Raw genomic sequence first — 26,086 nt, 5'->3', positions numbered from 1 at the left:
GCCTCCTTATTCAGCGGCCACGGACATCGGTCCGCGCTGCTGGAAATCCTCGGGGAAATGGGTGATCGCGCTCATGACGGGCATCGGTGTGAGGCCCCCCATGGCGCAGAGCGACCCGTCGGTCATGACGTCGCAAAGATCGGCCACGACGGCGAGATTCTCAGTGGGGCGGATGCCGGCGATGACCTTGTCCATCGTCTCGACGCCGCGCGTCGCGCCGATGCGGCAGGGGGTGCACTTGCCGCATGATTCCACCGCGCAGAACTCGAAAGCGAAGCGGGCCTGTTTGGCCATGTCGACGGTGTCGTCGAACACCACGATGCCGCCATGGCCGACGAGGCCCTTCTTGGCCGCCATCGCCTCGTAATCGAGCGGCGTGTCGAGGAGATGGTCGGGGAAGTAGGCCCCGAGCGGGCCGCCGACCTGCACGGCGCGGACAGGACGGCCGCTCTGCGTACCGCCGCCGAAATCCTCGATGATCTCGCGCAGGGTGATGCCGAACGCGAACTCGATCAGGCCGCCATGCTTGATGTTGCCGGCGAGCTGGATCGCCAGCGTGCCGAGCGAACGGCCCATGCCGTAATCGGCATATGCCTTGGCACCGTGCTCCAGGATGTAGGGCACGGCCGTGAAGGTCATCACGTTGTTGACGAGGGTCGGCTGGCCGAGGAAGCCCTTCAGTGCCGGGATCGGCGGCTTGGCGCGGACGATGCCGCGACGACCCTCCAGGCTCTCCAGCAGCGAGGTCTCCTCGCCGCAGATATAGGCGCCGGCGCCCAAGCGCACTTCGAGGTGGAAGGCCTTTCCCGAGCTCGCCACGTTGTCGCCGAGATAGCCGGCGGCCTTGGCATTGACGATCGCTTCCTTCAGCGTCGCGAAAGCCTGCGGATATTCGGAACGCAGATAGATGTAGCCGCGCGTGGCCCCCGTCGCGATGCCCGCGATGGTCATGCCCTCGATGAGGTTGAAGGGATCGCCCTCCATCATCATACGGTCTGCGAAGGTGCCCGAATCGCCCTCGTCCGCATTGCAGACGACGTATTTCTGCTCGGACTGGGCGAGCATCACCGTGTTCCACTTGATGCCGGCGGGGAAGCCGGCACCACCGCGTCCGCGCAGGCCGGAATCGCGCACCTGCGCCACGATACCGGCGGCATCGAGCTTCAGCGCGGCATCCAGGCCGTTATAGCCGCCATGCGCCCGGTAATCCTCCACCGAGACGGGATCGATCACGCCGCAGCGATGGAAGGTCAGGCGCTGCTGCCGGGCGAGATACGGCATCTCCTCGGGCTTGCCGAGGCGAAGGGCATGTTCGCCGCCATTCACCAGGCCGGCATCGAGAAGGCTGTCGACATCGCCGGGAGTGACGGGACCGTAGGCGATGCGGCCCTCCGGCGTCGCGACCTCGACCATGGGCTCCAGCCACAGCATCCCACGCGAGCCCGTGCGGACGATGGTGACGTCGAGACCGCGGCGCTCGGCGCCGGCGAAAATCGCGCGGGCGACACGGTTGGCGCCGAGACCGAGCGCGACGGCGTCGCGCGGGACATAGATGGTGATGCTCACGACTTCATCTCCGTGAGGGCCGATTCCAGGGAATCTGCGGTGAGGCGCGCCAGCGGCTCATCGTCGACCAGGGCGCCCGGGCCGTTGGCGCAAAGCCCGAGGCAGTAGACCGGCTCCACCGTGATCTGGCCGTCCGGCGTCGTGCCGTGCCAATCGATGCCAAGGCGGGCGAGGATATCCGCGTGAAGAGCGTCCGATCCCATGGCCTGGCAGGCCTCGGCGCGGCACAGCTTCACCTGATGCTTGCCCGAGGGCGCACGGCGGAAGTCGTGGTAGAACGTGATGCAGCCATGCACCTCGGCCCGCGACAGGTTCAGCGCGTCCGCGATGAGCGGAACGGCGCCCTCGTCGACGTAGCCAAAGGTTTCCTGCAAGGCGTGGAGGATGGGGAGCGTGGCGCCTTCGAGATGCGTGTGGTCGGCGATGATGCCGGCCGCACGCTGCGCGCTCCATGGCTCATGCTGCAGCATTGTTCCTACCCGGATGAACTTGTTGTCATTCCAAGGTGGTATATCTCCACCCATGAATCAATCGTCCGGTTCGGTCGTTCGACAATGCTTTTTTGTTATAATTCCATTGTGCGGCGCAAAAACTCAGAGTGACGAGATGTTTTCGGCGATCGTCGGTGCGATCGCCTGCCCCTCGACGATGAGTGCGGCACAGAGCGGTGTCATCGGATCGCGCTCCGGCACGACGAGCCCGATCATGTGGCTGACATCGGGTTCGACGATGGGCACGGAGCGCACCCGCTCACTGAGGCGGAAACTGTCGGCAAGAACGGCGGGCATCACGCTGGCCCATTTGGCCGTGCGGACATGGGTCAACAAGACGATCATCGAGTTCGACTGCAGCAACGGTTCCGCATTCCATCCGGCATTCTGGAGGTGCCGGTCAACGATGCGGCGGTTCTGCATATCCGGCGTCAGAAGACAGAGAGGAAGACGGCCGACCTCGTCCCAGGTCACTGAATCCCGCATTCCGTAGATGCCGTCCACCGCGGTGAGCAGGCGGTAGCGCTCGCGATAGAGCGGCACGGCAATGACTTTGCCGAGCGGCTCGTTCTCCAGATAGGTGATCCCGGCATCGATCTCGTGGTCGGCGATCAGCCGGCCGATCTCGCCGGAGGTGGTGGATTGCACCGAGAATCGCACGTCGGGATGGCGGGCGCGGAATGGGGTGGTCAACGAGGCGACGATCGGCGTGGCAGTGGGAATCGCGGCAAGGCGAAGAGTGCCCGACAATCCCCGTCGCAGGCTCGCGACTTCCTCCCGCATGGCGCGCGCATCACCGACGATCCGGCGTGCCCAGTCGAGAACACGCTCACCTTCCGGGGTGAAACCCTGGAATCGGGACCCGCGCTCCACCAGCAGGACGCCGAGCCGCTCTTCGAGCTGCTTCACTCCGGCCGAGAGCGTCTGCTGGGAAACGTTGCAGAATTGCGCGGCCCGGCCGAAATGCCGCTCGCGAGCCAGGGCAAGGAGGAATTCGAGGCGTTCGATCACCGCCACGACCTTATGGTGTTCATCCCCGAATTCGCTTCCCGGAATATGCGCCCGCATGTCTCCTGCGGAGCCGGTCACTCTCCATAGCGGGAACCGCGCTATACTGGCGAGGGATTCACGGTCGAAGACGGCGGCAATACAAATTTAAGTTTGCCGTCGAGCAAAATTGCTTTGATTCCCCCAGTCATTCGGGCTCCACGGGTGCTGCACTACGGGGAAAGGCACAACCATGCGACGCTGTTGCGGTTGCGCCATCGACCTCCATGTGGTCTGACACCCGCAATGGCGACCCGGATTTCACATCCGAGGTCCGCCTTTCCCGTTAAGCGAGGACTTGCGCGCGACGTCAAAAGTCGCAAGACGCTTCGGGACGACGTAGAACGATACCAAAGGGGAGCCACGAGAGGCACATGCGGACCACGCAGGCGCAACACCGGTCATCATGGGGACTTGCTGCGGGCGCTCTTGCTGCGCTCGGCACCACCCTCGTTTCTTCAGCTGCCCTGGCGGCCGGCATCGGCCAGCCCGAGCCGTGGCAGATGGACCGTCAGGTCGCCGTCACCGAGAACGCGCGGGACATCCACACGTTCGAGCAGGGGATGCATTGGCTCTCCTTCGGCATCTCGGCTTTCGTGCTGGGATTGATCGTCTACTGCATCTTCAAGTTCAACGCGAAGGCCAACCCGGTCCCCTCGAAGACCACGCACAACACCATGATCGAAGTGGCCTGGACGATCGTCCCGGTGCTGATCCTGGTGGCGGTCGCCATCCCCTCGTTCCGCCTGCTCCGCACCCAGCTCTCGGATCCGAAGGCCGACGTCATCGTCAAGGTGATCGGCCATGCCTGGTACTGGTCCTACGAGTACCCCGCGGTCGAGAATGGCGGCGGCTTCACCTTCGACGCCAATATCGACGAAGAGAAGCAGCCCAAGCTGCTCGGCACCGACAACGACATGGTCGTCCCGGTGAACAAGATCGTGAAGATCCAGGTGACCGCCGCCGACGTGCTGCATTCCTGGGCGATGCCGTCCTTCGGCTTCAAGATCGACGCGATCCCCGGCCGCCTGAACCAGTTCTGGTTCAAGGCCGAGCGCGAGGGCACCTATCACGGCCAGTGCTCAGAGCTCTGCGGCGCCCGCCATGCCTACATGCCCATCACGGTGCAGGTGGTGAGCGACGAAGCCTATGCGGCCTGGCTCGCAGAGGGGAAGACCAAGTTCGCCCGCCTCGACGACGGTTCGAAGTTCGCAGAAGCCAAGTAGCGGCTTTTTCCGGCGCCGCCCGACGGCTCCGGCTGGACCGGCCCTTGATCGGGCCGGTTCGTTCGCAAATCGAGAGATTTAGAGAAACCTGAACAGGGTCTGCATCGATGGCAACCGCCACAGCACAATCAGGGCATCACGACGCCCACGCCTCCCATACGCCGTCCTTCTTCGCCCGTTGGTTCCTGTCGACCAACCATAAGGACATCGGCACTCTCTACCTCCTGTTCGCGTTCTGCGCGGGCATCATCGGCGCGTTCCTCTCCTTCGGCATCCGCATGGAGATGGAAGAGCCCGGCCTGCAGTACTTCTCGAATCCCGGCACCTACAACGTGTTCGTGACCGGCCACGGTCTCATCATGGTCTTCTTCATGGTGATGCCGGCGCTGATCGGCGGCTTCGGCAACTGGTTCGTGCCCCTCATGATCGGCGCGCCGGACATGGCGTTCCCGCGCATGAACAACATCTCGTTCTGGCTCACCGTCTCCGGCTTCGCGAGCCTTCTCTGCTCGCTCTTCGTCGAAGGCGCGCCGGGAACGTCGGGCGCCGGCACCGGCTGGACCGTCTATCCGCCGCTCTCGACCTCGGGCCATCCCGGCCCCTCCGTCGATTTCGCGATCTTCGCCCTTCACCTTTCCGGTGCTGGCTCGATCCTCGGCGCCATCAACTTCATCACCACCATCCTGAACATGCGCGCGCCGGGCATGACCCTGCACAAGATGCCGCTGTTCGCCTGGGCTGAGCTCGTCACCGCGTTCCTGCTGCTCCTGTCGCTCCCGGTCCTCGCCGGCGCGATCACGATGCTGCTCACCGACCGCAACTTCGGCACGACCTTCTTCGATCCGGCCGGCGGTGGTGATCCGGTGCTCTACCAGCACCTGTTCTGGTTCTTCGGTCACCCCGAAGTGTACATCATGATCCTGCCGGCCTTCGGCATCGTCTCGCACATCATCTCGACCTTCTCGCGCAAGCCCGTCTTCGGCTACCTCGCCATGGCCTACGCCATGGTCGCCATCGGCGTCGTCGGCTTCGTCGTGTGGGCGCACCACATGTACACGGTCGGCCTGTCGCTCCAGACGCAATCCTACTTCGTCTTCGCCACCATGGTCATCGCGGTGCCCACCGGCGTGAAGATCTTCTCCTGGATCGCGACGATGTGGGGTGGCTCGATCCGCTTCACCGCCGCCATGCACTGGGCGGTCGGCTTCATCTTCCTGTTCACGGTCGGCGGCGTCACCGGCGTCGTGCTGGCGAACTCGGCGGTCGATAAGTACCTGCACGACACCTATTACGTCGTGGCGCACTTCCACTACGTCCTGTCGCTCGGCGCCGTGTTCATCATCTTCGCCGGTGTCTACTACTGGTTCCCGAAGATGACCGGCTACGTCATCCCGGAATGGGCCGGCAAGCTGCACTTCTGGCTCGCCTTCATCGGTGCGAACATCCTGTTCTTCCCGATGCACTTCCTGGGTCTGGCCGGCATGCCGCGTCGCTACGCCGATTACCCGGAGGCCTTCGCCGGCTGGCACAAGGTCTCGACCTGGGGCGGTCATATCTTCGCCCTCGGCATGGTGGTGTTCTTCATCGGCGTCGTTCTCGCCTTCCGCTCGAAGGTCCGCGCGGCAGACAATCCCTGGGGCGAAGGCGCCACCACCCTCGAGTGGACGCTCTCCTCCCCGCCGCCCTTCCACCAGTTCGAGACCCTCCCGACCATCGTCGACGAGCACGGTCACTAAGACGCGAACCGAAACGATACGGATTGCGAGGACCGCGCCAGCGGTCCTCGCTCTTTCCCGGATGCCTCTCCCAGCGAGGGGCGTCCCGCAAAGGGCGGCGCCTCAGACGGCGTGATCCGAACACCGGCCAGACCGACAACAGCATCAGGTACCCATGACGAGCCTGTCGAACAGCGTATCCGCTGCCGCCGAGCCGCAAGATTTCGCCCCCGCCCCGATGATGGTGGGCGGCGAGGTCTCGGACTTCTTCGCGCTCTTGAAGCCCCGCGTGATGGTGCTGGTGATCTTCACGGCGCTGGTCGGCATGGTGGTGTCCCATGTCCAGATCCAGCCGGTCGTCGGAGTGATCTCGCTCCTGATGATCGCGGTGGGCGCCGGTGCCTCCGGCTGTCTCAACATGTGGTGGGACGCCGATATCGACGCGGTGATGACCCGCACGGCGACGCGCCCGATCCCCGGCGGCCGTATCCAGCCCGGTGAAGCCCTGGCCTTCGGCCTCGTCCTGTCCGTGGGTTCGGTCCTGGTGCTCGGCCTCGCCTCGAATTGGCTGGCCGCCTCGCTGCTCGCTTTCACGATCGTGTTCTACGCGGTCGTCTACTCCATGTGGCTGAAGCGGGCGACGCCACAGAACATCGTCATCGGCGGCGCCGCCGGCGCCCTCCCCCCGATGATCGGCCAGGCTGCCGTATCGGGATCGGTGGGCATCGAATCGACGGTCCTGTTCCTCATCATCTTCATCTGGACGCCGCCGCATTTCTGGGCGCTCGCGCTCATCAAGGCCGGCGAATACGCCAAGGCCGGCATCCCGATGATGCCGAACGTCGCCGGGCCTCAATCCACTCGACGCCAGATCATCTATTACTCGATCCTGCTGTTCCCGGTGGGCCTCGCCCCGGTCTTCCTCGGCTTCGGCGGATGGCTCTACGGCGTCACCGCCTTCCTCGGCGGCCTCGGGATGCTGGCCTTCAGCGTCCACGTCTACCGCAACCGTGAGGGCGAGGCGGAACGCAAGGCCGCGCTCGGCATGTTCGGCTTCTCGATCCTCTATCTCTTCCTGCTGTTCTCGGCGGTCTTGGCCGAGCAGGGCCTGGGACTGTTCCGTGCGGTGCTCGCGTGACCTCGGTGCCGGGTAAATCCACTCCGCCGCGGCAGCTGACGCCCGAAGAGCGCCAGCGCCAGCGCAGGCGCTCCATCGCCATCGCCACGGTGCTGTTCGTCCTCGTGGCCATCTTCTACGCGTTGACCATCGCCAAGCTCGGACCGCAGATCCTCAATCGCCCGCTGTGACCGCATCGACCGGGTCGTTCAGCGAAGAAAGTCGGACGTCATCATGACCGACGTAAAAAGCCCGCGAAGCGGCAATCCGAACCGCAAGGCCTCGGTCACGGCCCTCGCCTGCGCGGGTCTGGCGGTGGGCATGATCGGCTTGGCCTTCGCCTCGGCGCCGCTCTACGACATGTTCTGCAAGGCCACTGGCTTTGACGGCACGCCTCGCGTCGGGCTCGCATCGACGCAGGTCGCCACGGATGACAGCATGGTCGTCCATCTCGACACAAACGTCGCGTCGACCTTGCCCTGGCGCTTCGTCGCCGAGACGCCGAAGATCGAAGTTCGCCTCGGCGAGACGAAGACCGTGTTCTTCCGGGTCAAGAATACGGGGACGACCCCCTCGACGGGGATCGCGACCTACAACGTCCAGCCGGGACTGATGGGGAGCTTCTTCGTGAAGATCCAATGCTTCTGCTTCAACGAGCAGACTCTTCAGCCCGGAGAGACGATGGATTTCCCGGTGGTGTTCTACATCGATCCGGCCGTGAGATCCGACTCGAACACGGCCCACCTGCAGGAGCTCACGCTCTCCTACACGTATTTCGCGTCGAAGAATGGCCAACCCTCGGCCGCGCTCGCGACGACGGACGGCAAGAATGCGAAAACCAATTTCTGAGGCCATCAAATATTTTGGCGGGACGCGTTTTCGACGCGCCAGATTTTTGAGGTCTCAAGCGTGACAACACTGCGCCGTCCCGATTAAGGGTTCCGGTGTAGCCGAACGTTCAGAAGGTCAGAGCCGTTCGCGGCATTGGGCCCGGGGTGAGGAGAAGAGTTAAGATGGCCGAGGCGCACGCCAAGAATCACGACTTCCATATCTTGAGCCCGAGCCCTTGGCCGCTGTTGGGTGCCTTCTCCGGCTTCCTCATGGCGTTCGGCGCCGTGTTCTGGATGAAGAGCCTTCAGATCGGCACGCTCAGCCCCGGCCCCTACATCTTCGGCGCCGGCACGATCGGCGTGCTCTATGTGATGTTCGCCTGGTGGCGTGACGTCGTCCACGAGGCGAATGCCGGCGACCACACCCGCGTCGTGCAGCTTCACCACCGCTACGGCATGATCATGTTCATCGCCTCCGAGGTGATGTTCTTCGCCGCCTGGTTCTGGGCCTATTTCGAGGCCGCCCTCTACACGGCCGACCCGATCCAGACCACGCGCCTGGACTTCACGGGCGGAACCTGGCCGCCGAAGGGTATCGAGGCGTTCGATCCCTGGCACCTGCCGCTGCTCAACACCCTGATCCTGCTGACCTCGGGCACCACCATCACCTGGGCTCACCACGCCCTGCTCAACAACGACCGCAAGGGTCTGAAATACGGCCTGTGGCTCACGATCATCCTCGGCGTGCTGTTCACGGCCTGCCAGGCTTACGAGTACAGCCACGCGCATTTCGGCTTCTCGGGCAGCATCTACTCCGCCACCTTCTTCATGGCGACGGGCTTCCACGGCGCGCACGTCATCATCGGGACGATCTTCCTCGCGATCTGCCTTTACCGGGTCTATCTCGGCCAATTCACGGTCCAGCAGCATCTCGGTTTCGAGTTCGCCGCTTGGTACTGGCACTTCGTCGATGTGGTCTGGCTGTTCCTGTTCGCCTCGATCTACGTCTGGGGCGCCGGCACGGCGGCTCACTGAGGCGTCGGCCCGATCAGGGCCGAACGGTACGGCGAAGCGACACAGGTATGAGAAACAGGGCGGCGCGAGCCGCCCTTTTTCGTGCGATGGATCGTTCGGTTTCCCATATGCGGCGGAGGACTGACATGTCCGTCGCCGAGGAGCATGCATCGTGAATCAGCAGCGGCCGCTACCGCCTCCCATCCCGACCGGATTGCGTTGCCGCTGCCCCCGCTGCGGCGAGGGTGCGATGTTCGACGGATTCCTGACCTTCAAACCGTCCTGCGAGGTCTGCGGTCTCGACTACTCGACCTTCAATGCCGGCGACGGGCCGGCCTTCTTCGTCATGTCCATCGTCGGCATCGTCGTCGTCGGGCTGGCGCTTTGGCTCGAAATCACCTTCGAACCGCCGATCTGGGTCCATGCCTCCGTGGCCATCACCCTCTCGGTCGGTCTCAGCCTGCTGCTGGTTCGACCGTTGAAGGGGATGCTGGCCGCCTTGCAGTTCGCCAATAAAGCCGAGGAGGGGCGCTTTCGCTGATGTCGACGGAAGTTCGTCCCGGTGCCCTGCGGTCGCTGCTCGCCCCGGGCATCGTCTCGCTGATCTGCCTCGCCATTCTGCTGAGCCTAGGTATCTGGCAGTTGCAGCGGAAGGGCGAGAAGGAAGCCCTGATCGGCCGCATCGTGGCCCGTTCGCGTGTCGAGCCTCCCGCGCCTCTCCCGGCGCGCGGGGATTGGGACGTGGCGCGGGACGAGTTCAAGCGCGTACGGGTGACAGGGACGCTGCTGAACGACCAGGAGACGTTGGTCCACGGTCTCGCGGCCGGTGCCGTACCAGGTAATGCCCTGCAGGGCTTCTACGTGCTGACGCCCCTGAAGCGGGATGACGATGGAAGTCTCGTCATCATCAACCGTGGCTTCGTCCCCACCGAATTGAAAAGCCCGTCGCGGCGCCCATCAGGGCAGATCGCCGGATCGACGACGATCACCGGTATGCTGCGCGGTCCGGAGACCCGCACCATGTTCGTGCCGCCGCCGGAGCCCGCCAAGGGCGAGTGGTTCCATCGCGACATCGACGGCATCGCTGCGGCTCGGGGGCTGACCGTGATGCCCTACCTCATCGAGGCGGATGCCACGCCCAATCCCGGCGGCTGGCCGAAGGGGGGGCAACTCCGGGTCGATCTTCCCAACAACCACATGCAATACGCCTTCACGTGGTTCGGCATCGCGGCCTGCCTCGTCGGCGTCTTCGGCGTCTTCGCCTGGAAACGTCTCTCCGACATGGGAGACGATACGGCAGCGAACCCGGCCCGCTAGCGCTGGCGCTTCGTCGCCGATGATCGCCGGCTCTTGTCGGCGGCAGGCGCCGCGCTATCCTGCACAGGGTCGCCCCGATTACGGAGTGTGATCCATGCGCGCTGTCTCCTCCCTGCTGATCGGTTTCCTGTCTCTGGCCGCGATCCATTCGGCCTCGCCGGCCCATGCCGCCGACGAAGCGGCGAAGCTGAAAGCTCGGGCGGCCGTGGAGCGGCAGATCGAAGCGTTCCGCAAAGACGACGCGGCGACGGCCTATGCCCAGGCCGCCCCGTCGATCCAAGGGGTGTTCACCTCGCCCGAGACATTCATCGAGATGGTGCGGAAGGGATACGCCGCCGTCTACCGCGCCCGCAGCTTCAGCATCGACCGTGTGGAAGAGAGCGGCGAGGATGGGATCGCCCTCGGCGTCAAGCTGCAGGACGAAAACGGTATCGACTGGATGGCGCTCTACAGTCTCGAGAAGCAGAGCGACGGCGATTGGCGGATCAGCGGATGCCGCCTCGTCAAGGCGCCGGGCAGCGCCGCGTAAGAGGATGAACCGGTCGACATACCTCGGCGCCGAACGAAGGCGTGGGTCGAGCGGTTTCTCGATGAGGTTCGGACGCGCCGATCGATCCCGTCCCTCGGCGTCTCCGTCGCGGGCCGGCAGACTCTCTTCGCGCAGGCGGCAATTTCCCGCTTTCGACAGACCGACCCACATCGTGTAGACCGGCGCCCTTCCCGGAGGCCCCTTTGCTACACGTTTCGACCCGCGGCGCCGCGGCGCCCCTCAGCTTTTCCGATGCTCTCCTCGCCGGTCTCGCCCGCGACGGCGGTTTGTACCTGCCCGAGAGCTGGCCGCAGATTTCCCGTGACGCGATCGCCGGACTGGCGGGACAGCGTTATGCCGATGCGGCCAAGCTCGTCCTGCGGCCGCTGATCGACGGTGAGATCGCGGATGCCGATCTCGACCGGATGATCGAGGAATCCTACGCCACGTTCCGCCACCCGGCGGTGTGCCCGCTGGTGCAGCTCGACGACAACCTGTTTCTGCTTGAGCTCTTCCACGGTCCGACGTTGGCGTTCAAGGACGTGGCGATGCAGCTTCTCGGCCGGTTGATGGACCATGTCCTGCGGTCCCGCGGCTCGCGCGCCACCATCGTCGGCGCCACCTCTGGCGATACCGGCAGCGCCGCCGTCGAGGCTTTCCGCGGGCTCGATCAGGTCGATATCTTCATCCTGTTTCCCTATGGCCGCGTCTCCGAGGTGCAGCGCCGCCAGATGACCTCGGTGGGGGCGGACAATGTCCACGCCATCGCCATCGACGGTAATTTCGACGATTGCCAGAACATCGTCAAAGCCCTGTTCCAGCACGCGGATTTCGCCGATGAGCTGCGGCTCTCCGGCGTCAACTCGATCAATTGGGCGCGAGTCGCCGCACAGGCGGTCTATTACTTCACCAGCGCCGTGGTCCTGGGCGCCCCGCACCGCCCCGTCTCCTTCGCGGTGCCGACGGGCAATTTCGGCGACATCCTCGCCGGATGGGTCGCCAAGCGCATGGGCCTGCCCATCGAACGCCTGATGATCGGCACCAACGCCAACGACATCCTGGCCCGCACCCTGGAACACGGTGCCTACGAGGTTCGCGGTGTTCAGCCGACCACCTCGCCCTCCATGGACATCCAGATCTCGTCGAATTTCGAGCGGCTTCTGTTCGAGGCCCTGGGCCGCGATGCGTCGAGCCTTTCACGGCTGATGGCGGGATTGAAGCAATCGGGCGGTTTCCATCTCGACGAGACGGTACTCAAAGCCGTCCGTGACGAGTTCGACGCGGCCTCGGTCCCCGAAGAGGCCGTGATCGCCGAGATCGCACGGGTGCACCGGGAGATCGGCATGGTCATCGACCCGCACACCGCCATCGGCGTTCATGCCGGCCGCCGCCTTCTCGAGAAGGATGCGAAGACGCCGGTCGTCGCCCTGGCCACCGCTCATCCGGCCAAGTTTCCGGATGCGGTCTCCCAGGCGACGAGCGGCCTTCGCCCCGTGCTGCCACCGCATCTCGCCGACCTGCTGGATCGGAAGGAGCGCTTCGACCGCGTCGCCAACGACCAGGCGGCGGTGGAAGCCTTCATCCGCGCACATTCACGCATCACGGCCGGGAACTGAGACAGCATGAACCAGCATTTCGCGACCCATGGCGCCTCTCCCGGCCTGAAAGTATCCCGCCTCTCCAACGGCATCACCGTCACCACGGAGACGATGCCGGGTGTCGCGACCGCGACACTGGGAGTCTGGGTGGGCGCCGGATCGCGCCACGAGCGGGCCGATGAGGGCGGCCTCAGCCATCTCATCGAGCATATGGCGTTCAAGGGAACCGAGACCCGCTCCGCCCGCCGGATCGCCGAGGACATCGAGAATGTCGGCGGCGACATCAATGCCGCCACCAGCGCTGAAGGAACCAGCTACACCGCGCGCGTGCTCGGCGAGGATGCCGGCGTCGCCCTCGACGTGATCGGCGACATCCTCACGCGATCGGTCTTCGACGCGGGCGAACTCGCCCGCGAGAAGGGGGTGATCCTCCAGGAATACGCCGCCATCGAGGATACGCCGGACGACGTGGTCTACGAGGCCTTCACCGCGGCGGCTTTCCCGGATCAGCCGATCGGCCGTCCGATCATCGGCACGCCGCAGACCATCGCGAGCTTCGACCGTGACGCCATCGAAGCCTATCTCGCCCGCGAATACACCCCGGACCGCATCGTCGTGGCCGCAGCGGGCGCCATCTCCCACGAGGCCATCGTCGAGGCGGCCGAGCACCATTTCGGCGGGATGCCGGCGACGGTCGCCCCGGAAATGGTCCCCGGCACCTATGTGGGTGGGGAGAAGCGGATCCAGAAAAAGCTGGAACAGGCCAATCTCGTGCTGGGGCTCCCCGGACTCTCCTTCCGCGACGAAGGCTATTACGCCCTTCACATGTTCGCGCAGGTGCTCGGCGGCGGTCTCACCTCGCGGCTGTGGCACGAGGTGCGCGAGACCCGCGGCCTCGCCTACGAGATCCAGGCGTTCCACTGGTCCTTCGTCGATTGCGGCCTGTTCGGCATTGGCGCCGGCACGTCCGGCTCGGATCTCGCCGAACTCGTCGACGTGACCCTGGCCGCCACGGCGAAGGCGGCGCGTGACGCGGATTCGGTCGAGGTCGCCCGCGCCAAGGCCCAGGTGAAGGTGGCTTTGCTGTCGGCCCTGGAGACCCCCGGCGGTCGGATCGAACGCAATGCCCGTCAGATGCTGGCCTGGGGCAGGGTGATCCCGCCGCCGGAGGTCATCGCCAAGATCGACGCCGTCACCGTGGACGATGTGAGAGCCGCGGGTTTGCGTCTGCTCTCGGGCGCTCCGACGCTGGCGGCGATCGGGCCGATCAAAAAGCTTCCGTCCCTGGAGAAGATGAGGGGCGTGCTTCAGGCAAGCTGAGCAGCGTTCCCGGTTCGACGCGGATGCGCCGGACCGGGAACAGAAAAACGGAAAGTTCCTGGTCGGAATGGGTCCTGCCCCGTCAATGCCGCCGCGCGCAGCATTTTGGCGGTGAAGCTCCACCATCGTGAAGCGTTACCGGCTTGTTTTGGCCGCAAAGGAGCGCGATCCCATCCTCCTCGGCGCTACGCCAAGAAGCAGTGGGTGCCGCAATGCGAGGCAGACCGCTCGCCTTGTCCGTGGACCCCCCCGCCGGTACGACTGGGCTACAAGCTGAGCCGTATTCCTCATCAGTGCCCGCCCGGCCGGAACACTCGCCCGTTGCGCAGATCCCTCTACGTCCTCAACGTTTTCGTCTCCCTGCTGATCGGCATCCTGGTAACGGGAGCGCCGGCTTCGGCCGTGGAAGCCGTGCGGGTGACCCTCGACGCTCCGGCCATCGACCTGACGCCGATGATCGAGCGCTACCGCTCCGATGGCGACCTGATCCAGATCTCCACCGCCCCCGGCAAGGACGGCATCGTCCGCCGCATCGTGGTGAAGGCTCGCGATAGCGGCGCACGACCGGACTGGATGGTGTTCGCGCTCACCAACGACACCGACGAGCAGATCGACCGGGTTCTCGTGGCCCCGCATTTCCGTCTCGTCGGGTCGGGGGTGATCTGGCCGGATCTGGGAGGCTCGCGCATCGCCGCGATCACGGCGAGCCAGGGCATCCGGCCCGAACGCGACGAGAACCCGGAAGCCGACCAGTTCGTCATCACCCTCGATCCCGGCGCGACCGTGACCTTCGTGGCCGAGCTGCATGGGCCGAACGTGCCGCAGGTCTATCTCTGGGACCAGGAAGCCTACCGCAAGAAGTCCACCGGCCTGACGCTCTACAAGGGCATCATCATCGGTATTGCCGGCCTTCTCGCCCTGTTCCTCACGATCATCTTCGTGGTGAAGGGTGCGATCATCTTTCCGGCAGCCGCGGCTCTGGCCTGGGCCGTTCTCGCCTATGCCTGTATCGACTTTGGCTTTCTGCAGCGGGTCTTTCCCGTCACCGAGGTGGCCGAGCGGGTCTATCGCGCATCCGCCGAGGCCGTGCTCGGCGCGACGCTCCTCGTTTTCCTGTTCGCCTATCTCAACCTCAGCCGCTGGCATGTACGCTACGGCCACGTGGCGTTCTTCTGGCTCGCCTTTCTCGCCGGCCTCGTCGGCCTTGCGGTCTTCGATCCGCCGGTAGCGGCCGGCGTTGCCCGCATCTCCATCGCCGCCGTCGCCGGCGTCGGCCTGCTGCTGATCGTCTATCTGGCCATTCATAACGGCTACGACCGCGCGATCCTTCTCGTACCGACCTGGTTCCTCCTCCTCGTCTGGGTCGTGGCTGCGGGCTTCGCCATCACCGGACAGATCGGCAGCGACCTCGTCCAGCCGGCCCTGATCGGCGGTCTCGTCCTGATCGTCATGCTCATCGGCTTCACGGTGATGCAGCACGCCTTTAGCGGGGGCGGGATGACCCATTCCCTGGTCTCCGACACGGAGCGCCGCGCTTTGGCGCTGACGGGCGCCGGCGATGTGGTGTTCGATTGGGATGTACCGGGTGACCGGGTCTTCGCCGGCCAGGAGATCGAGAGCCAGCTCGGCCTGAAGCGCGGCACCCTGGAAGGCCCGGCCTCGAACTGGCTCGGCCTCGTCCATCCCTTCGACGTCGACCGCTATTCGACGGCGCTGGACACGGTGATCGAAGAGCGGCGCGGCCGCATCGTTCACGATTTCCGCCTCCGCTCCACGGAAGGCCTCTATGTCTGGTACCGGCTGAAGGCCCGGCCGGTGATCGGGCCGGACGGCGAAGTCATCCGCATCGTCGGCACCATCTCGGACGTTACCGAAGTGAAGACGGCCGAGGAGCGCCTGCTCTACGACGCGATTCATGACAGCCTCACCGGCCTGCCCAACCGCGAATTGTTCAACGACCGCCTCGACGCCGCCCTCGCCTTCGCGAGTCAGGATGCGCGCCTGAAGCCGACGACGATCCTCCTCGACGTCGACCGGTTCAAGGCGATCAACGATGCCATCGGCCTCTCGGCCGGCGATTCGATCCTGCTCACCCTGTCGCGCCGTCTCGGCCGGCTGCTGCGCCCTCAGGATACCTTGGCCCGCATCGCCGGGGATGAATTCGGACTGATCCTGCTGTCGGAGCGGGAGCCCGACCGCATCATCGCCTTCACGGACATGATCCGCCGGGCGATCGCCACGCCCATCACCTATGCCGACCGCGAGATCTTCCTCACGGTCTCGGTGGGGATCGTCCTGCATGAGGTCGGCACCGCCCTCAAACGCGAAGACGTGTTCAAGAACGCCGAGATCGCCATGATCCAGGCCAAGCGCAACGGCGGCGACCGCACCGAAGTGTTCCGTGCCTCCATGCGCAACGAGCGCAGCGACCGGCTGATGCTCGAAGCCGACCTGCAGCGGGCGATCGAGCGCAACGAAATGAAGGTGCTGTTCCAGCCCGTCGTCCGCCTCGAGGACCGCACGGTGGCGGGTTTCGAGACGGTCCTGCGCTGGGATCACGCCAAGCTCGGCCGCATCCCCTCCTCTACCTTCATGCCGATCGCGGAGGAGAGCGGCTTCATCGTCACGCTGGGCATCTTCGCGTTGGAACGCACCGCCCTCGAACTCGCGGCATGGCAGCGATCGCTCGATGTCGATCCCCCGATCTTCGCCTGCGTGAACGTGTCCTCGCGGCAGATCCTCCGACACGACCTGCTTCATGACGTGAAGACGATCATGGCCCGGTCGGGCGTCCTTCCCGGTTCGCTCAAGCTCGAATTCGGCGAGGGTCTGGTGATGGAGAACCCGGAATATGCGGCCCAGATGCTGAGCCGCATCCACGAACTCGGCGCGGGCCTGTCGCTGGACGATTTCGGCACCGGTTACTCGGCCCTGTCCTATCTCCAGCGGTTCCCGTTCGACACGATCAAGATCGATCCGACATTCGTGCGCCAGATGGCGGGCGGGCAGTCGGTCATGCTGCGCTCCATCGTGAAGATGGCCCAGGAACTCGGCCTCGCCATCATCGCTGATGGGGCGGAGAACGAATCCGACGCGCAGACCCTGGCCGAGTTCGGTTGCGAATACGCCCAGGGGACGGCATTCGGCGATCCGATGTCGATGCTTCAGGCCCGCCAATTGGTCGGCGCGGCGCCGGAAGCGGCCTGATCGTCAAACCGTCACGGTTGAATTAAACGTCCCTTAACCATGATCGCGCATCGTCACGATCGAGATGGATCGAACGGCGCGGCATGACCTGCCGTTCGTCAGGAGGCGGGCGTGATGGCCGAAGCGGCATTGCGATTAGGCAACGAATTCGGTCACGGCGAGGATTTCGGCTCGGATATCGTCAGGCGTCTGATGGCCCGGCCGATCCGCACCGGCGCCACCCCGAAGCGCGCGGACGCCTCCCCGGTGGCTTTGCCGGCCGAGCCGGTAGTGGAGGCGGTCGAAGAGATCGCTCTCGACACCGATCTGGCGCGGCTGCGTTCAGAGATCCTGGTGATGAAGGCGGTGCTGCGGGCCGAGCGGGAAGAGAACGCCGGCATCCGCGCCAGCGTCGAACGCCTTGCCGGACCGGAGCCGCTGTCGCCGGAAGCCCGTGCCGTGCGCGACCGCTGGGCCGCCCTCGTGGACAAGCTTCTCGACGGACCTCGTTGAGGTTTCCGCCATCGGCCGGCGCACGTCACTCGACGCCGGCCTCCTTTCGACTTCTCTCATCCTCCGAGGCTCGACCATGAGCGCGCGCTGCTCGCTTGTCGTCAACGGCAAGGCCGTGCGGGTCTCGACCGGCGATACGCCGCTCGAAGCCGCCCTTGCCGACGGCGTCATCGCCCCCACGACCGGTCTGCACGGTTCCCATCTTCTCGGGCAGGGTTCCAACCCTTCGCCGCGCCGGGCGCAGGCCCGTCTGCACCGGGCCGAACCCGTCAAGCTCTCTTCACTCCGCCCCTCCAAGGCGGGCGAAAGCCTCGTCTTCGCCGAAGTGAAGCCGGCCGCGCAGGCGCGTCGGGTCGGTACGGTCACGCAGATCGCGCCGCTCGGCGCCCATGTGATCGAGGTCGTCGTCACGATCACGCGCCGACTCGATCTCGAGCCCGGTCACCAGGTGACCGCCACGTTCGAAGGGTTCGAACCGATCGACGTGAGCCCGACCCTGCGCCTCGACGGTACGACGGAGCTCAACGAGCTCGTCTTCCACCTCCGCCTCGGACATGCGTGCAACGCGATCACTCACGCCCTCGGCGAGGAGATCCTTCTCGGACATCCGGTCAAGATCAAGGGGCCGGTCGGACGCGGCTATTATCGCCCCGGCGGCGGCCGACTACTGCTGGTGGGCCGGGAGACGGGCTTCGCCCCGATCTGGTCGATCGCCCGGGCGGCGCGCTACATCGAGCCCAACCGCGAGATCGTGGTGGTGATCGGTGCCAGCGATCCCCTCGACCTGTACATGCGTCCGTCGCTCGATTGGCTCAAGGCCACGGGTGTGTCGCGGATCACCCTCGTCGCCGACAGGATGAGGCAGCGGCCTCCGGACGTGCGTCCCGGTCCCCTCACTGCGCATCTCAGTGGCCTGAAGACCACCGATGTCGTGCATGTGGCGGGGGATGCCTCCACCGTGGGCGCCGTCGAGGTTCTGGCGGCGGGTGCCGGCGCGCGGTGCTACCCGATCCTGATCCCGCCGGGTCTTTAGGCGCGGCGCCTCGTACTGAGCGACGCTGATCCTGGCCGATCGCGATCAGACCGTTCGGTGGATGAGCAGACAACCTTGAGCCCACTCGCCGCCGCCAGATATCAAGAATCGTCCTCGACGGCTTCCGCCGACCCGCGAAACCCGGTGGCCAGCACGTAGAGCTCGCTCGAATCGGCACGGCTCGCCGAAGGCTTCACGTGGCGCACCAGGGTGAAGTCGCGCTTCAGGTCGGCGAGCAGGGTACCCTCGGTTCCGCCCTGGAAGACCTTGGCGAGATAGGTGCCTCCGGGCGCCAGCACCTCGCGGGCGAATTCCGCGGCGGTCTCGGCCAGGCCGATGATGCGCAGATGGTCCGTCTGCTTGTGGCCGGTGGTGTTGGCCGCCATGTCGGACATGACGATATCGGCCTGACCGCCGAGGAGATCGATCAGCCTCTTCGGAGCGTCGGGATCGAGAAAGTCCAGGGTGATGAACTCGACGCCGACCATCGGCTCGATTTCGAGCAGATCGATGCCGACGATACGGCCGCTCGGCCCAACGATCTTGGCGGCGACCTGAGACCAGCCTCCGGGCGCCGCGCCCAGATCGATGATCTTCTGGTTCGGCTTCAGGATCTTGAAACGCTCGTCGATCTCGAGGAGCTTGAAGGCGGCGCGCGAGCGGTAGCCCTCGCGCTTGGCCCGCGCCACGTAGGGATCGTTGAGTTGCCGTTCGAGCCACCGCTTCTGAGACGCGGTGCGGCCGCGCCCCGTCTTCACCCGCTGCTTGAGATCGCCTCGCAACCCGCCGCCCGCGCCACGCCTGTCGGTCAACGGTAGCCTCCGCGGCGCCAGACGCCGTCTTCGCGCATCATGTTCATCAAGAGACCTTCGCGCAGCCCCCGGTCGGCGATGCGAAGCCGTTCGGAGGGGAATGCCCGGCGGATCGCTTCCAGAATGGCGCAACCCGCGAGGACGAGATCGGCGCGATCGCGGCCGATACAGGGATTGTCTGCCCGCTGGTCCAGGCGGGTGTCGAGCAAATCGTCGATGGCATCGCTCACGTCGCCATCGCTCATCCACAGCCCATCGACGCGGCGGCGCTCATAGCGCGCGAGACGCAGATGCATGGCGGCAAGGGTCGTCACCGTTCCCGAGGTGCCGAGAAGATGGAAATGCCGGGCATTCGCGGCGGGTGCGGCGCGGATGGCGAAGCGCGACAGCATGTCGGCTACCTCCTCCACCATGCCCTCGAACATCAGGCGTGTGACGTCGGCGGCACCGTGCCGCTCGGCCAGCGTCACGACGCCGACGGGAAGCGAATCCCAAGCACGGATCCGCAAGGTGGGGTCCGCCGACGGGTTCGTGGCCGCGCCATCGAGCCAGGCGATCTCCGTGGACCCGCCGCCGATATCGAAGATGACGACCGATTCGGAGTAAGGATCGGCCAGGGCGGCACAACCGGTCACCGCGAGATAGGCCTCGGTCTGCCGGTCGACGATCTCGAGGTCGAGGCCCACCTCGTCCCGTACGCGTGCCACGAAATCGGCCCCGTTCACGGCGAGCCGGCACGCCTCCGTGGCGATGATCTTGGCACGGGCGACGCCACGCGATTCCATCTTGGCGCGGCAGACCCGCAAAGCCTCCAGAGTTCGCTCCACGGCGGCATCGCTGAGACGATCGGACGTCCCGAGCCCCTCACCGAGGCGGACGATCCGGGAAAACGCATCGATCACGCGAAAGCCATGGGAGGCAGGCTCGGCGATCAGCAGGCGGCAATTGTTGGTCCCCAGGTCGAGGGCGGCATAGGTGTTACGCCGTCCGGGGCGAAATCCCGCCGCCGGTGAACGACCCGTATCCAGCATGGCGGGGGCGGCATTCGGTGAAGTCGTGCCGGCCATGGGGCGGGCCGGCGTCATGGCGGCACTCTCTTCCCTCATCGGCCTTGCCGGAATCCTCGATCGTGGCCCCACCGGATAGGCCGGCCATCATTCGATAGGAAGCCTACAGGCCTTGGGCGTCAGTGCAAAGCCTCGATCTATGATCGGCTTAGAGACCTTTGCCGGCAGCCGACATTCTGGGGACAGGCCTCAGGAGGCTCTTCACCTGGGAGAACGGTCTCGGCCGATTGATGACTTCGTCCAGACGCGACCACAAGGTCTTCGGTGAGAAAGGCTTGGCGATGATCTCGTTGACCCCGAGGGAGATGGCGCGGTCCACGACGTTGCGGCGGGGCTGAGCCAGCATCAGGATGATCGGCACGGTGGGCGACGGCGAGGTAGTGGGGGTGCGCGCGAGCCGGATGAACTCCTCGCCCGACAGAATCGCCAGATCCCAATCGATGATCGTAATGTCCGGCTTGCTCTCCGCCAACACGCCGAGCGCCTCCGCACCATCGGGGGCTTCGAGGACGCGTTTGATCCCCACGCGCATCAGCATGTCGCGAACGATTCGGCGGATATAGAGGCTCTCGTCGACGACGAGGGCCGAAAGATCCGGAAATGATGGGGTAGCGATCATCGGACAGGGGTTCCGGGCCACCTGTTTTCGCAGGTGCCTCGGCGCATCTTAACGGCCATCGATTTGCATTTTCCTAACGCGACCGAGAAAAATTCGAGACGCGAAGTCGTTCAGCCGCATGACATTTGGGGATTCTGTACGCACTGCCCTGCCGGCGCGCCGGGGCACCTCTCCCCGACTTGCTTGCGTAATCTGCCGCAGGAAATCAGAGGAACCTTACCGAGAGGGGCGACAAGCATCTTGCGATGAAGCCCAGATTCAGTCAGGACTATGGCGTTATTCTTGGTCACCGCTGCCGAGAGTGATGATAGTGTGGTGAAGCGCCCGTCTGGGACGGCGCGCACCCGGTATTCGATGACAGATGGTCGGCGGACGGTTTTTGCGAGCTTTCGATGGGACGTGGTCGTGATTTCAGGGGGCCGCAGAAGCGCGGCTTCGATGAGGGTGGTGCCGAGCCTCGCTGGCCGGATCAGGCACCCCCGAGCGGTGGCTTCGGCGGTGGGTACGGCGGTGGCGGCGGCGGTTTCGATCGCGGTCCGGCCCGTGCGGCAGCCGCTCCTTCTGGGCCGGAGCGCGACGCGACGGTCAAGTGGTTCAACAAGGAGAAGGGCTTCGGCTTCGTCGAACTGGCTGACGGTTCGGGCGATGCGTTCCTTCACATCCGCGCTGTCGAGGCCGCCGGCCATGCCGACCTCCTCCCCGGCACGCGCCTGACCGTCCACACCGCGCAGGGCCAGAAGGGTCCGCAGGTGACGGACGTGACCAGCGTCGACACGTCGACGGCCGAAGCTGAGCCCCCGCGTCGTGCGCCTGCACACCGCGCCGGTGGTTTCGGCGGCGGTGACCGCTTCAGCGGCGGTGGCGGCGGCTACGGCGGCGGCAACGATCGCTTCGGCGGCGGTGGCGGAGCCGGCGGCGGCGGTGGTCGTTTCGCCAGCGGACCCTCGGTCGAAATGAGCGGCACCGTGAAGTGGTACGATCCGGCCAAGGGCTTCGGCTTCGTCTCCGTGAATGACGGTGGCAAGGACGTGTTCGTGCACCGTTCGGCTCTGTCGCGCGCTGGGCTCGAGTCCCTCGCCGAAGGCCAGCAGGTCACCCTCAGCGTGATCGACGGTCAGAAGGGCCGCGAGGCCCAGAGCATCAACGCCGATTACTGATCGACGTCGATGCCTCTCGAGAAGGTCGCGTTCGCGGGGCCTTCGAGATCATCGAAGAGACATGACGGCGGCCTTCGGGTCGCCGTTTTTCGTCGTCAGCATCGTCGGAACGACCGGATGACAGGATCCGGCCCGTCGATCCGGTGAGACATTTCAGGTGCTGAGAGCAGCGATGCGTGCCGTCTTCTTGACGATGAGCTTGTGCCTGCAACTGGCTTTCAGCGGCTTGGCGAAGGCCGAGGATTTCACTGGCTTCTATGCCGGCGTGAATGCAGGCTACGCTTTCGGACGCGAACGAAACGCTACAAGCCCGGACCTGCCCTCGCTGTCATCGTCGCCCAAGGCGGACGAGAGGGCCCTACCGCCCAGCGCCGTCCAAGCCTCCGAGGCGATGAGAAGCGGGCGACCCAAAGCGGCTATGCCGACGACGATCCGCTGACGGGCGGGCGCGCCATCGACAACACGATCCTGGCTGCCTTGCGACTCGGTTCGTCATCGCCCGCCAGCCGCATCGCCCCGTCGATGCGCTGAAGCGACCGCACCTGCGCGTCACGAGCCTCGCCGCCCTTGAGAAGCGGGAGCATGGCCTCGCCCAAGCGGCCGGGGGTGCATTCGGCCTGGATGAATTCGGGCATGGCATTCTCACCGAGGATCAGATTCGGCAACACGATGGTCGGCACCTGGATGAGCCGCCGTGCCACCACCTCCTCCAGGCGCGAGACTTTATAGGCCACCACCATCGGCACGCCGGCGAGAGCGAGTTCGAGGGTGACCGTGCCCGAAGCCGCCAGAGCGGCACGAGATCGCCGGAAGGCTGCGTATTTCGCCGCCTCCCCGTGCACGATGGTCACCGGCCGCGACCAGGACAGGGCCAGGCGCTCGATCATCGCACGATGGCGCGTGACCGCCGGGAGCACGGCATCGATCGGCCCGTAGCGCTGGACGAGCAGATCCAGGGTGGCACCGAAGACCGGCATCAGCCGCTCGATTTCGGAGCGGCGCGAACCGGGCAGGATCACGAGAGCCGGGGGCGTCCCCTCCCGAGCCGCCGCCTCATCGGCTTTCGGGCGCAATTCGGCGAGTCGCTCGATGAGGGGATGCCCGACATAGGTGCAGTCCGGGCCGCCGAGCCTGCGATGCGCGTCCGGCTCGAAGGGCAGGAGCGCCAGGACGTGGTCGATGAAAGGCCGCATCTTCGCTGCGCGCCAGGGTCTCCACGCCCAGACGCTGGGAGAGACGTAATCGACGATGGGAAGGCTCGGCAGGCGCTTTCGCACCCGTGAGGCCACGGCGTGGGTGAAACCGGGACTGTCGATGATGACGAGAATGTCGGGACGCGATTCGACGATGTCGCGCACGGTCTGCCGAATGCGGCGCAGGAGGGTGCGCAGGCGCGCAGCCACGGGCAGGTAGCCCATTACCGCCACGTCATCGAGGGGAAACAGGGAGACGAAGCCCTGCGCCGCCATGGCCTCGCCACCGACCCCACCGAACGCCACAGGCCCATCGGAGAGGTCCGACAGCGCCCGCATCAGCTTGGCGCCGAGCTGATCGCCGGAATCCTCGCCGGCGACGAGCCAGATTCGTTTGGACGGCGTGGTCGTCATGCCGCGATTCATGCCTCGATCCGCAAACCGATGAGGAACAGGCCCGCGCGGTCGGCCTCGGCCACCGTGGCGTCCCTGTCGATGATGAGGGTGTAACCGGCCTGAATGGCGATGCCGGCACAACCCGCCGCGGCGGCGGCCTTGACCGTCCGCGGCCCGATGGCCGGCAGATCGACGCGCAGATCCTGGCCCGTCTTGGCGAGTTTGACCAGCACGGTGCCCGGCTGGGCTGAGCCCAATCCGAAGGGCTTGCGGCCGAGGGCACGCGCACGGGCGAGCATCCGGTCCGTTCCCTCGGGTCCCTCCACCGCGAGCGCCCGTTGCGCCGCCACGACGATGGCCTGGCCGACATCATGGGCGGCCAGCGCCGCGAGAATATTGCAGCCGGTCGCGATGGATGCCTGAGCCGCGAGGTCGGGAGCGAGCCGGCCGAGTTGCCCCTCCGGGCTCAGGAGGTCCGGCGCCACGTCATGGATGCCGACGACGCGGTGGCCGTTATCCTCGAGGAGGACGAGGGCGCCCCGTAGCAACCGATCGTCCCCTCCCCCCGAGATGGCTCTGAGCGCCTCGCGGTTCCGCAACGCTGCCGCGGCGTTGAGGATCGCCGCCGGATTGGGGCGTGAGACTCCGCCCACCGGTATGACGCAGGCCGGCCCCCAGGCCTCCAGGATGGCGAGCGCTCCGGCAATGTCGAGGAGATCGACCGTGGCGTCGGCTCGCGCGCGCATCGGACGTTCGGCAAAGCCGCGAATGGCCAGCACCCGAAACGAGCGCCCCGCCCTGTCGAGAGAGTCGGCGACCAGTTCGGGGAGCCGGCCGGCCCCCGCCACCAGAACCAGACGCTCTTCCAGATGCGGATCGAGGAGGGACACTGGCTGGAGAGAGGCGGTCAAGCCGAGCCCGAATTCTCACGCGGGGTGCAGATCGAGCGCTTACCGCCCTCACGGATGAAAGCGATGATCTCGGCCACCGCACGATGCGCTTCGAACTCCGCCGCCACGTCCTCGACGCGCTCCATCAAGGTGCCCTCCTGGGCGAAGAGCAGGCGATAGGCCCGGCGCAGGGCATGGATGTCTTCCCGCGCGAAACCACGGCGCTGCAGCCCGATGATGTTGAGGCCAGACAGATACGCGCGATTGCCGAGCGCCATGCCGTAGGGGATGCAATCGTTCTCCAATCCGGAGAGACCGCCGACGAAAGCATGGGCGCCGACCCGCGCGAACTGAATCACCGCGGCGCCGCCACCGAGGATCGCGTGGTCGCCGACAGTGCAATGGCCCGCGAGCATGACGTTATTGGAGAAGACGACGCCATCGCCCACACGGCAATCGTGGCCCACATGGGAATTGGCGAGGAAGGTACACTTGTCGCCCACGGTCGTCTCGAGCCCGCCTCCGGCGGTCCCGGGATTCATGGTGACGCCTTCACGGATCAGGCAATCGGCGCCGATGGTCAGCGTCGATACCTCGCCGCGAAACTTCAGATCCTGCGGCGGGTGTCCGATGGAGGCGAAGGGATAGAGCTTGGTGCGGGCACCGATGCCGGTTCGCCCGGCCACGACGACATGGCTGATGAGTTCGCAGCCTTCGCCCAGAACCACATCCGGTCCGACATGACAGAAGGGGCCGATGCGGACGCCTTCGCCGATCATGGCTCCATCCTCGACAACGGAACTCGGATGGATTTCAGCCACGTCGCTCACTCCGTCACCAGCATGGCACCGATCTCGGCTTCCGCCACGAGGGTGTCGCCCACGCGGGCCTCGCCCCGGAACCACCACATGGTCCGGCGCTGGTTCATCTTCGTCATATGATACCGCACCGTGTCACCCGGTACGACGGGCTTGCGGAACTTGCACTTGTCGATGGTCATGAAGAAGACCTGCTTGGCCCGCATGTCATCTGTCTTGATGTGCTGGCAGCAGATGGCGCCGGCGGTCTGGGCCATGCCCTCGATCAGCAGAACACCCGGAAAGACCGGCAGACCGGGAAAATGCCCGGTAAATTGCGGCTCGTTGAACGACACGTTCTTGATGCCGATGCAGGAACGGTCCCCGTCGATCTCGAAGATCCGGTCGATCATCAGGAACGGATAGCGATGGGGCAGAAGTTCCAGGATCTTCTGGATGTCGGCCGAGCCCAGATCTTTCGGCATGTCACTCATCGATCGAACAATCCCATGGCGCGCCGGCGCCCCTGACGCCTCGCCTCATCCCCTGAAAAATGGAATGTTGTCTTCGGCATAAACGCCACCCGATGCAAGTCTTGCGGTTGCGAAGTCTTGCGGAGGGATGACGTCGGCGATCCGAGACCGGTCGGCAAT

Annotated in this window: 25 protein-coding genes; 15 read left to right on the top strand and 10 right to left on the bottom strand. The window is 65.5% G+C overall.

The genetic code is table 11. The features are described from left to right. Window positions 1–6: 6 nt before the first annotated feature. The 3 genes from AC0IXR_RS03975 to AC0IXR_RS03965 all read right to left on the bottom strand — a co-directional run bounded on the left by AC0IXR_RS03975 (window position 7) and on the right by AC0IXR_RS03965 (window position 3,068). Entirely contained in the window at window positions 7–1,566 is a 1,560-nt protein-coding gene (locus AC0IXR_RS03975; protein WP_471759803.1) for a formate dehydrogenase beta subunit, read from the bottom strand. Then, entirely contained in the window at window positions 1,563–2,036 is a 474-nt protein-coding gene (locus AC0IXR_RS03970; RefSeq protein WP_018044994.1) for a formate dehydrogenase subunit gamma, read from the bottom strand. The genes AC0IXR_RS03975 and AC0IXR_RS03970 overlap by 4 nt, the downstream gene beginning before the upstream one ends. 123 nt (window positions 2,037–2,159) lie before the next feature. Next, entirely contained in the window at window positions 2,160–3,068 is a 909-nt protein-coding gene (locus AC0IXR_RS03965) for a LysR family transcriptional regulator (protein ID WP_056431607.1), read from the bottom strand. A gap of 410 nt (window positions 3,069–3,478) precedes the next feature. Between AC0IXR_RS03965 and coxB the strand changes: the two genes are divergently transcribed. The 14 genes from coxB to AC0IXR_RS03895 all read left to right on the top strand — a co-directional run bounded on the left by coxB (window position 3,479) and on the right by AC0IXR_RS03895 (window position 18,502). Beyond that, a complete protein-coding gene (coxB, locus tag AC0IXR_RS03960) occupies window positions 3,479–4,330 on the top strand; it encodes a cytochrome c oxidase subunit II (protein WP_056431428.1) in 852 nt (283 codons plus the stop codon). A 107-nt stretch (window positions 4,331–4,437) separates the two neighbouring features. Then, complete coding sequence (gene ctaD / locus AC0IXR_RS03955; RefSeq protein WP_056452074.1) at window positions 4,438–6,066, top strand: cytochrome c oxidase subunit I; 1,629 nt, start codon at window positions 4,438–4,440, stop codon at window positions 6,064–6,066. 154 nt (window positions 6,067–6,220) lie between these two features. Continuing rightward, window positions 6,221–7,183 carry a heme o synthase gene (locus AC0IXR_RS03950; protein ID WP_311275014.1) on the top strand — a complete coding sequence of 321 codons (963 nt, stop codon included), beginning with the start codon at window positions 6,221–6,223 and terminating at the stop codon, window positions 7,181–7,183. Continuing rightward, a complete protein-coding gene (locus AC0IXR_RS03945; protein WP_056431437.1) occupies window positions 7,180–7,353 on the top strand; it encodes a hypothetical protein in 174 nt (57 codons plus the stop codon). The genes AC0IXR_RS03950 and AC0IXR_RS03945 overlap by 4 nt, the downstream gene beginning before the upstream one ends. Before the next feature lie 43 nt (window positions 7,354–7,396). Beyond that, window positions 7,397–8,011 (top strand): cytochrome c oxidase assembly protein, encoded by a 615-nt coding sequence (locus AC0IXR_RS03940; RefSeq protein WP_471759802.1) that lies wholly within the window; start codon window positions 7,397–7,399, stop codon window positions 8,009–8,011. A 164-nt stretch (window positions 8,012–8,175) separates the two neighbouring features. Next, entirely contained in the window at window positions 8,176–9,027 is an 852-nt protein-coding gene (locus AC0IXR_RS03935) for a cytochrome c oxidase subunit 3 (protein WP_056431442.1), read from the top strand. 151 nt (window positions 9,028–9,178) lie between these two features. Beyond that, window positions 9,179–9,547, top strand: coding sequence for a DUF983 domain-containing protein (locus tag AC0IXR_RS03930; protein ID WP_207411527.1), 369 nt, complete (start codon window positions 9,179–9,181; stop codon window positions 9,545–9,547). Next, window positions 9,547–10,323 carry an SURF1 family protein gene (locus AC0IXR_RS03925; protein ID WP_419951870.1) on the top strand — a complete coding sequence of 259 codons (777 nt, stop codon included), beginning with the start codon at window positions 9,547–9,549 and terminating at the stop codon, window positions 10,321–10,323. The genes AC0IXR_RS03930 and AC0IXR_RS03925 overlap by 1 nt, the downstream gene beginning before the upstream one ends. 94 nt (window positions 10,324–10,417) lie before the next feature. Then, window positions 10,418–10,852 carry a DUF4864 domain-containing protein gene (locus tag AC0IXR_RS03920; protein WP_471759801.1) on the top strand — a complete coding sequence of 145 codons (435 nt, stop codon included), beginning with the start codon at window positions 10,418–10,420 and terminating at the stop codon, window positions 10,850–10,852. Between the two features lie 203 nt (window positions 10,853–11,055). After that, the gene (gene thrC, locus AC0IXR_RS03915; RefSeq protein ID WP_471759800.1) at window positions 11,056–12,468 is read left to right on the top strand and encodes a threonine synthase; all 1,413 of its coding nucleotides are present in this window, start codon (window positions 11,056–11,058) and stop codon (window positions 12,466–12,468) included. Window positions 12,469–12,474: 6 nt separating this feature from the next. Continuing rightward, window positions 12,475–13,770 (top strand): M16 family metallopeptidase, encoded by a 1,296-nt coding sequence (locus tag AC0IXR_RS03910; RefSeq protein ID WP_056431456.1) that lies wholly within the window; start codon window positions 12,475–12,477, stop codon window positions 13,768–13,770. Between the two features lie 321 nt (window positions 13,771–14,091). Next, entirely contained in the window at window positions 14,092–16,977 is a 2,886-nt protein-coding gene (locus AC0IXR_RS03905; protein ID WP_428406016.1) for an EAL domain-containing protein, read from the top strand. Between the two features lie 114 nt (window positions 16,978–17,091). Next, window positions 17,092–17,469 (top strand): hypothetical protein, encoded by a 378-nt coding sequence (locus AC0IXR_RS03900; RefSeq protein WP_056431462.1) that lies wholly within the window; start codon window positions 17,092–17,094, stop codon window positions 17,467–17,469. Between the two features lie 76 nt (window positions 17,470–17,545). Beyond that, a complete protein-coding gene (locus AC0IXR_RS03895; RefSeq protein ID WP_419951875.1) occupies window positions 17,546–18,502 on the top strand; it encodes a ferredoxin reductase domain-containing protein in 957 nt (318 codons plus the stop codon). Window positions 18,503–18,603: 101 nt separating this feature from the next. Here the strand turns inward: AC0IXR_RS03895 and AC0IXR_RS03890 are convergent, their stop codons facing one another. The 3 genes from AC0IXR_RS03890 to AC0IXR_RS03880 form a co-directional block, all read right to left on the bottom strand. Further along, a complete protein-coding gene (locus AC0IXR_RS03890; RefSeq protein WP_419951876.1) occupies window positions 18,604–19,314 on the bottom strand; it encodes an RlmE family RNA methyltransferase in 711 nt (236 codons plus the stop codon). Next, window positions 19,311–20,420 carry a Ppx/GppA phosphatase family protein gene (locus AC0IXR_RS03885; RefSeq protein WP_471759798.1) on the bottom strand — a complete coding sequence of 370 codons (1,110 nt, stop codon included), beginning with the start codon at window positions 20,418–20,420 and terminating at the stop codon, window positions 19,311–19,313. The genes AC0IXR_RS03890 and AC0IXR_RS03885 overlap by 4 nt, the downstream gene beginning before the upstream one ends. Window positions 20,421–20,529: 109 nt before the next feature. Next, the gene (locus tag AC0IXR_RS03880) at window positions 20,530–21,000 is read right to left on the bottom strand and encodes a response regulator (protein ID WP_056431476.1); all 471 of its coding nucleotides are present in this window, start codon (window positions 20,998–21,000) and stop codon (window positions 20,530–20,532) included. A 392-nt stretch (window positions 21,001–21,392) separates the two neighbouring features. Here AC0IXR_RS03880 and AC0IXR_RS03875 point away from each other — a divergent pair, with 392 nt between their 5' ends. Further along, window positions 21,393–22,157: a cold-shock protein gene (locus tag AC0IXR_RS03875; protein WP_471759797.1), complete on the top strand. Its 765-nt coding sequence runs from the start codon at window positions 21,393–21,395 to the stop codon at window positions 22,155–22,157. A 416-nt stretch (window positions 22,158–22,573) separates the two neighbouring features. Here AC0IXR_RS03875 and lpxB read toward each other — a convergent pair whose 3' ends face one another. Genes lpxB through fabZ form a run of 4 tightly spaced genes read right to left on the bottom strand, consistent with a single transcriptional unit; the run spans window position 22,574 to window position 25,918 of the window. Further along, a complete protein-coding gene (gene lpxB / locus AC0IXR_RS03870; protein WP_471759796.1) occupies window positions 22,574–23,764 on the bottom strand; it encodes a lipid-A-disaccharide synthase in 1,191 nt (396 codons plus the stop codon). Between the two features lie 8 nt (window positions 23,765–23,772). Next, window positions 23,773–24,657, bottom strand: a complete 885-nt coding sequence (locus AC0IXR_RS03865) for an LpxI family protein (RefSeq protein ID WP_461235443.1) — start codon at window positions 24,655–24,657, stop codon at window positions 23,773–23,775. Then, window positions 24,654–25,466 carry an acyl-ACP--UDP-N-acetylglucosamine O-acyltransferase gene (lpxA, locus tag AC0IXR_RS03860; protein WP_471759795.1) on the bottom strand — a complete coding sequence of 271 codons (813 nt, stop codon included), beginning with the start codon at window positions 25,464–25,466 and terminating at the stop codon, window positions 24,654–24,656. Before lpxA ends, AC0IXR_RS03865 begins: the two co-directional genes overlap by 4 nt. Next, window positions 25,463–25,918 (bottom strand): 3-hydroxyacyl-ACP dehydratase FabZ, encoded by a 456-nt coding sequence (gene fabZ, locus AC0IXR_RS03855; protein ID WP_471759794.1) that lies wholly within the window; start codon window positions 25,916–25,918, stop codon window positions 25,463–25,465. Before fabZ ends, lpxA begins: the two co-directional genes overlap by 4 nt. Window positions 25,919–26,086 lie beyond the last annotated feature (168 nt).

The organism is Methylobacterium sp. AC832, assembly GCF_979256025.1.
This window is presented reverse-complemented; position numbering and strand designations above follow the sequence as displayed.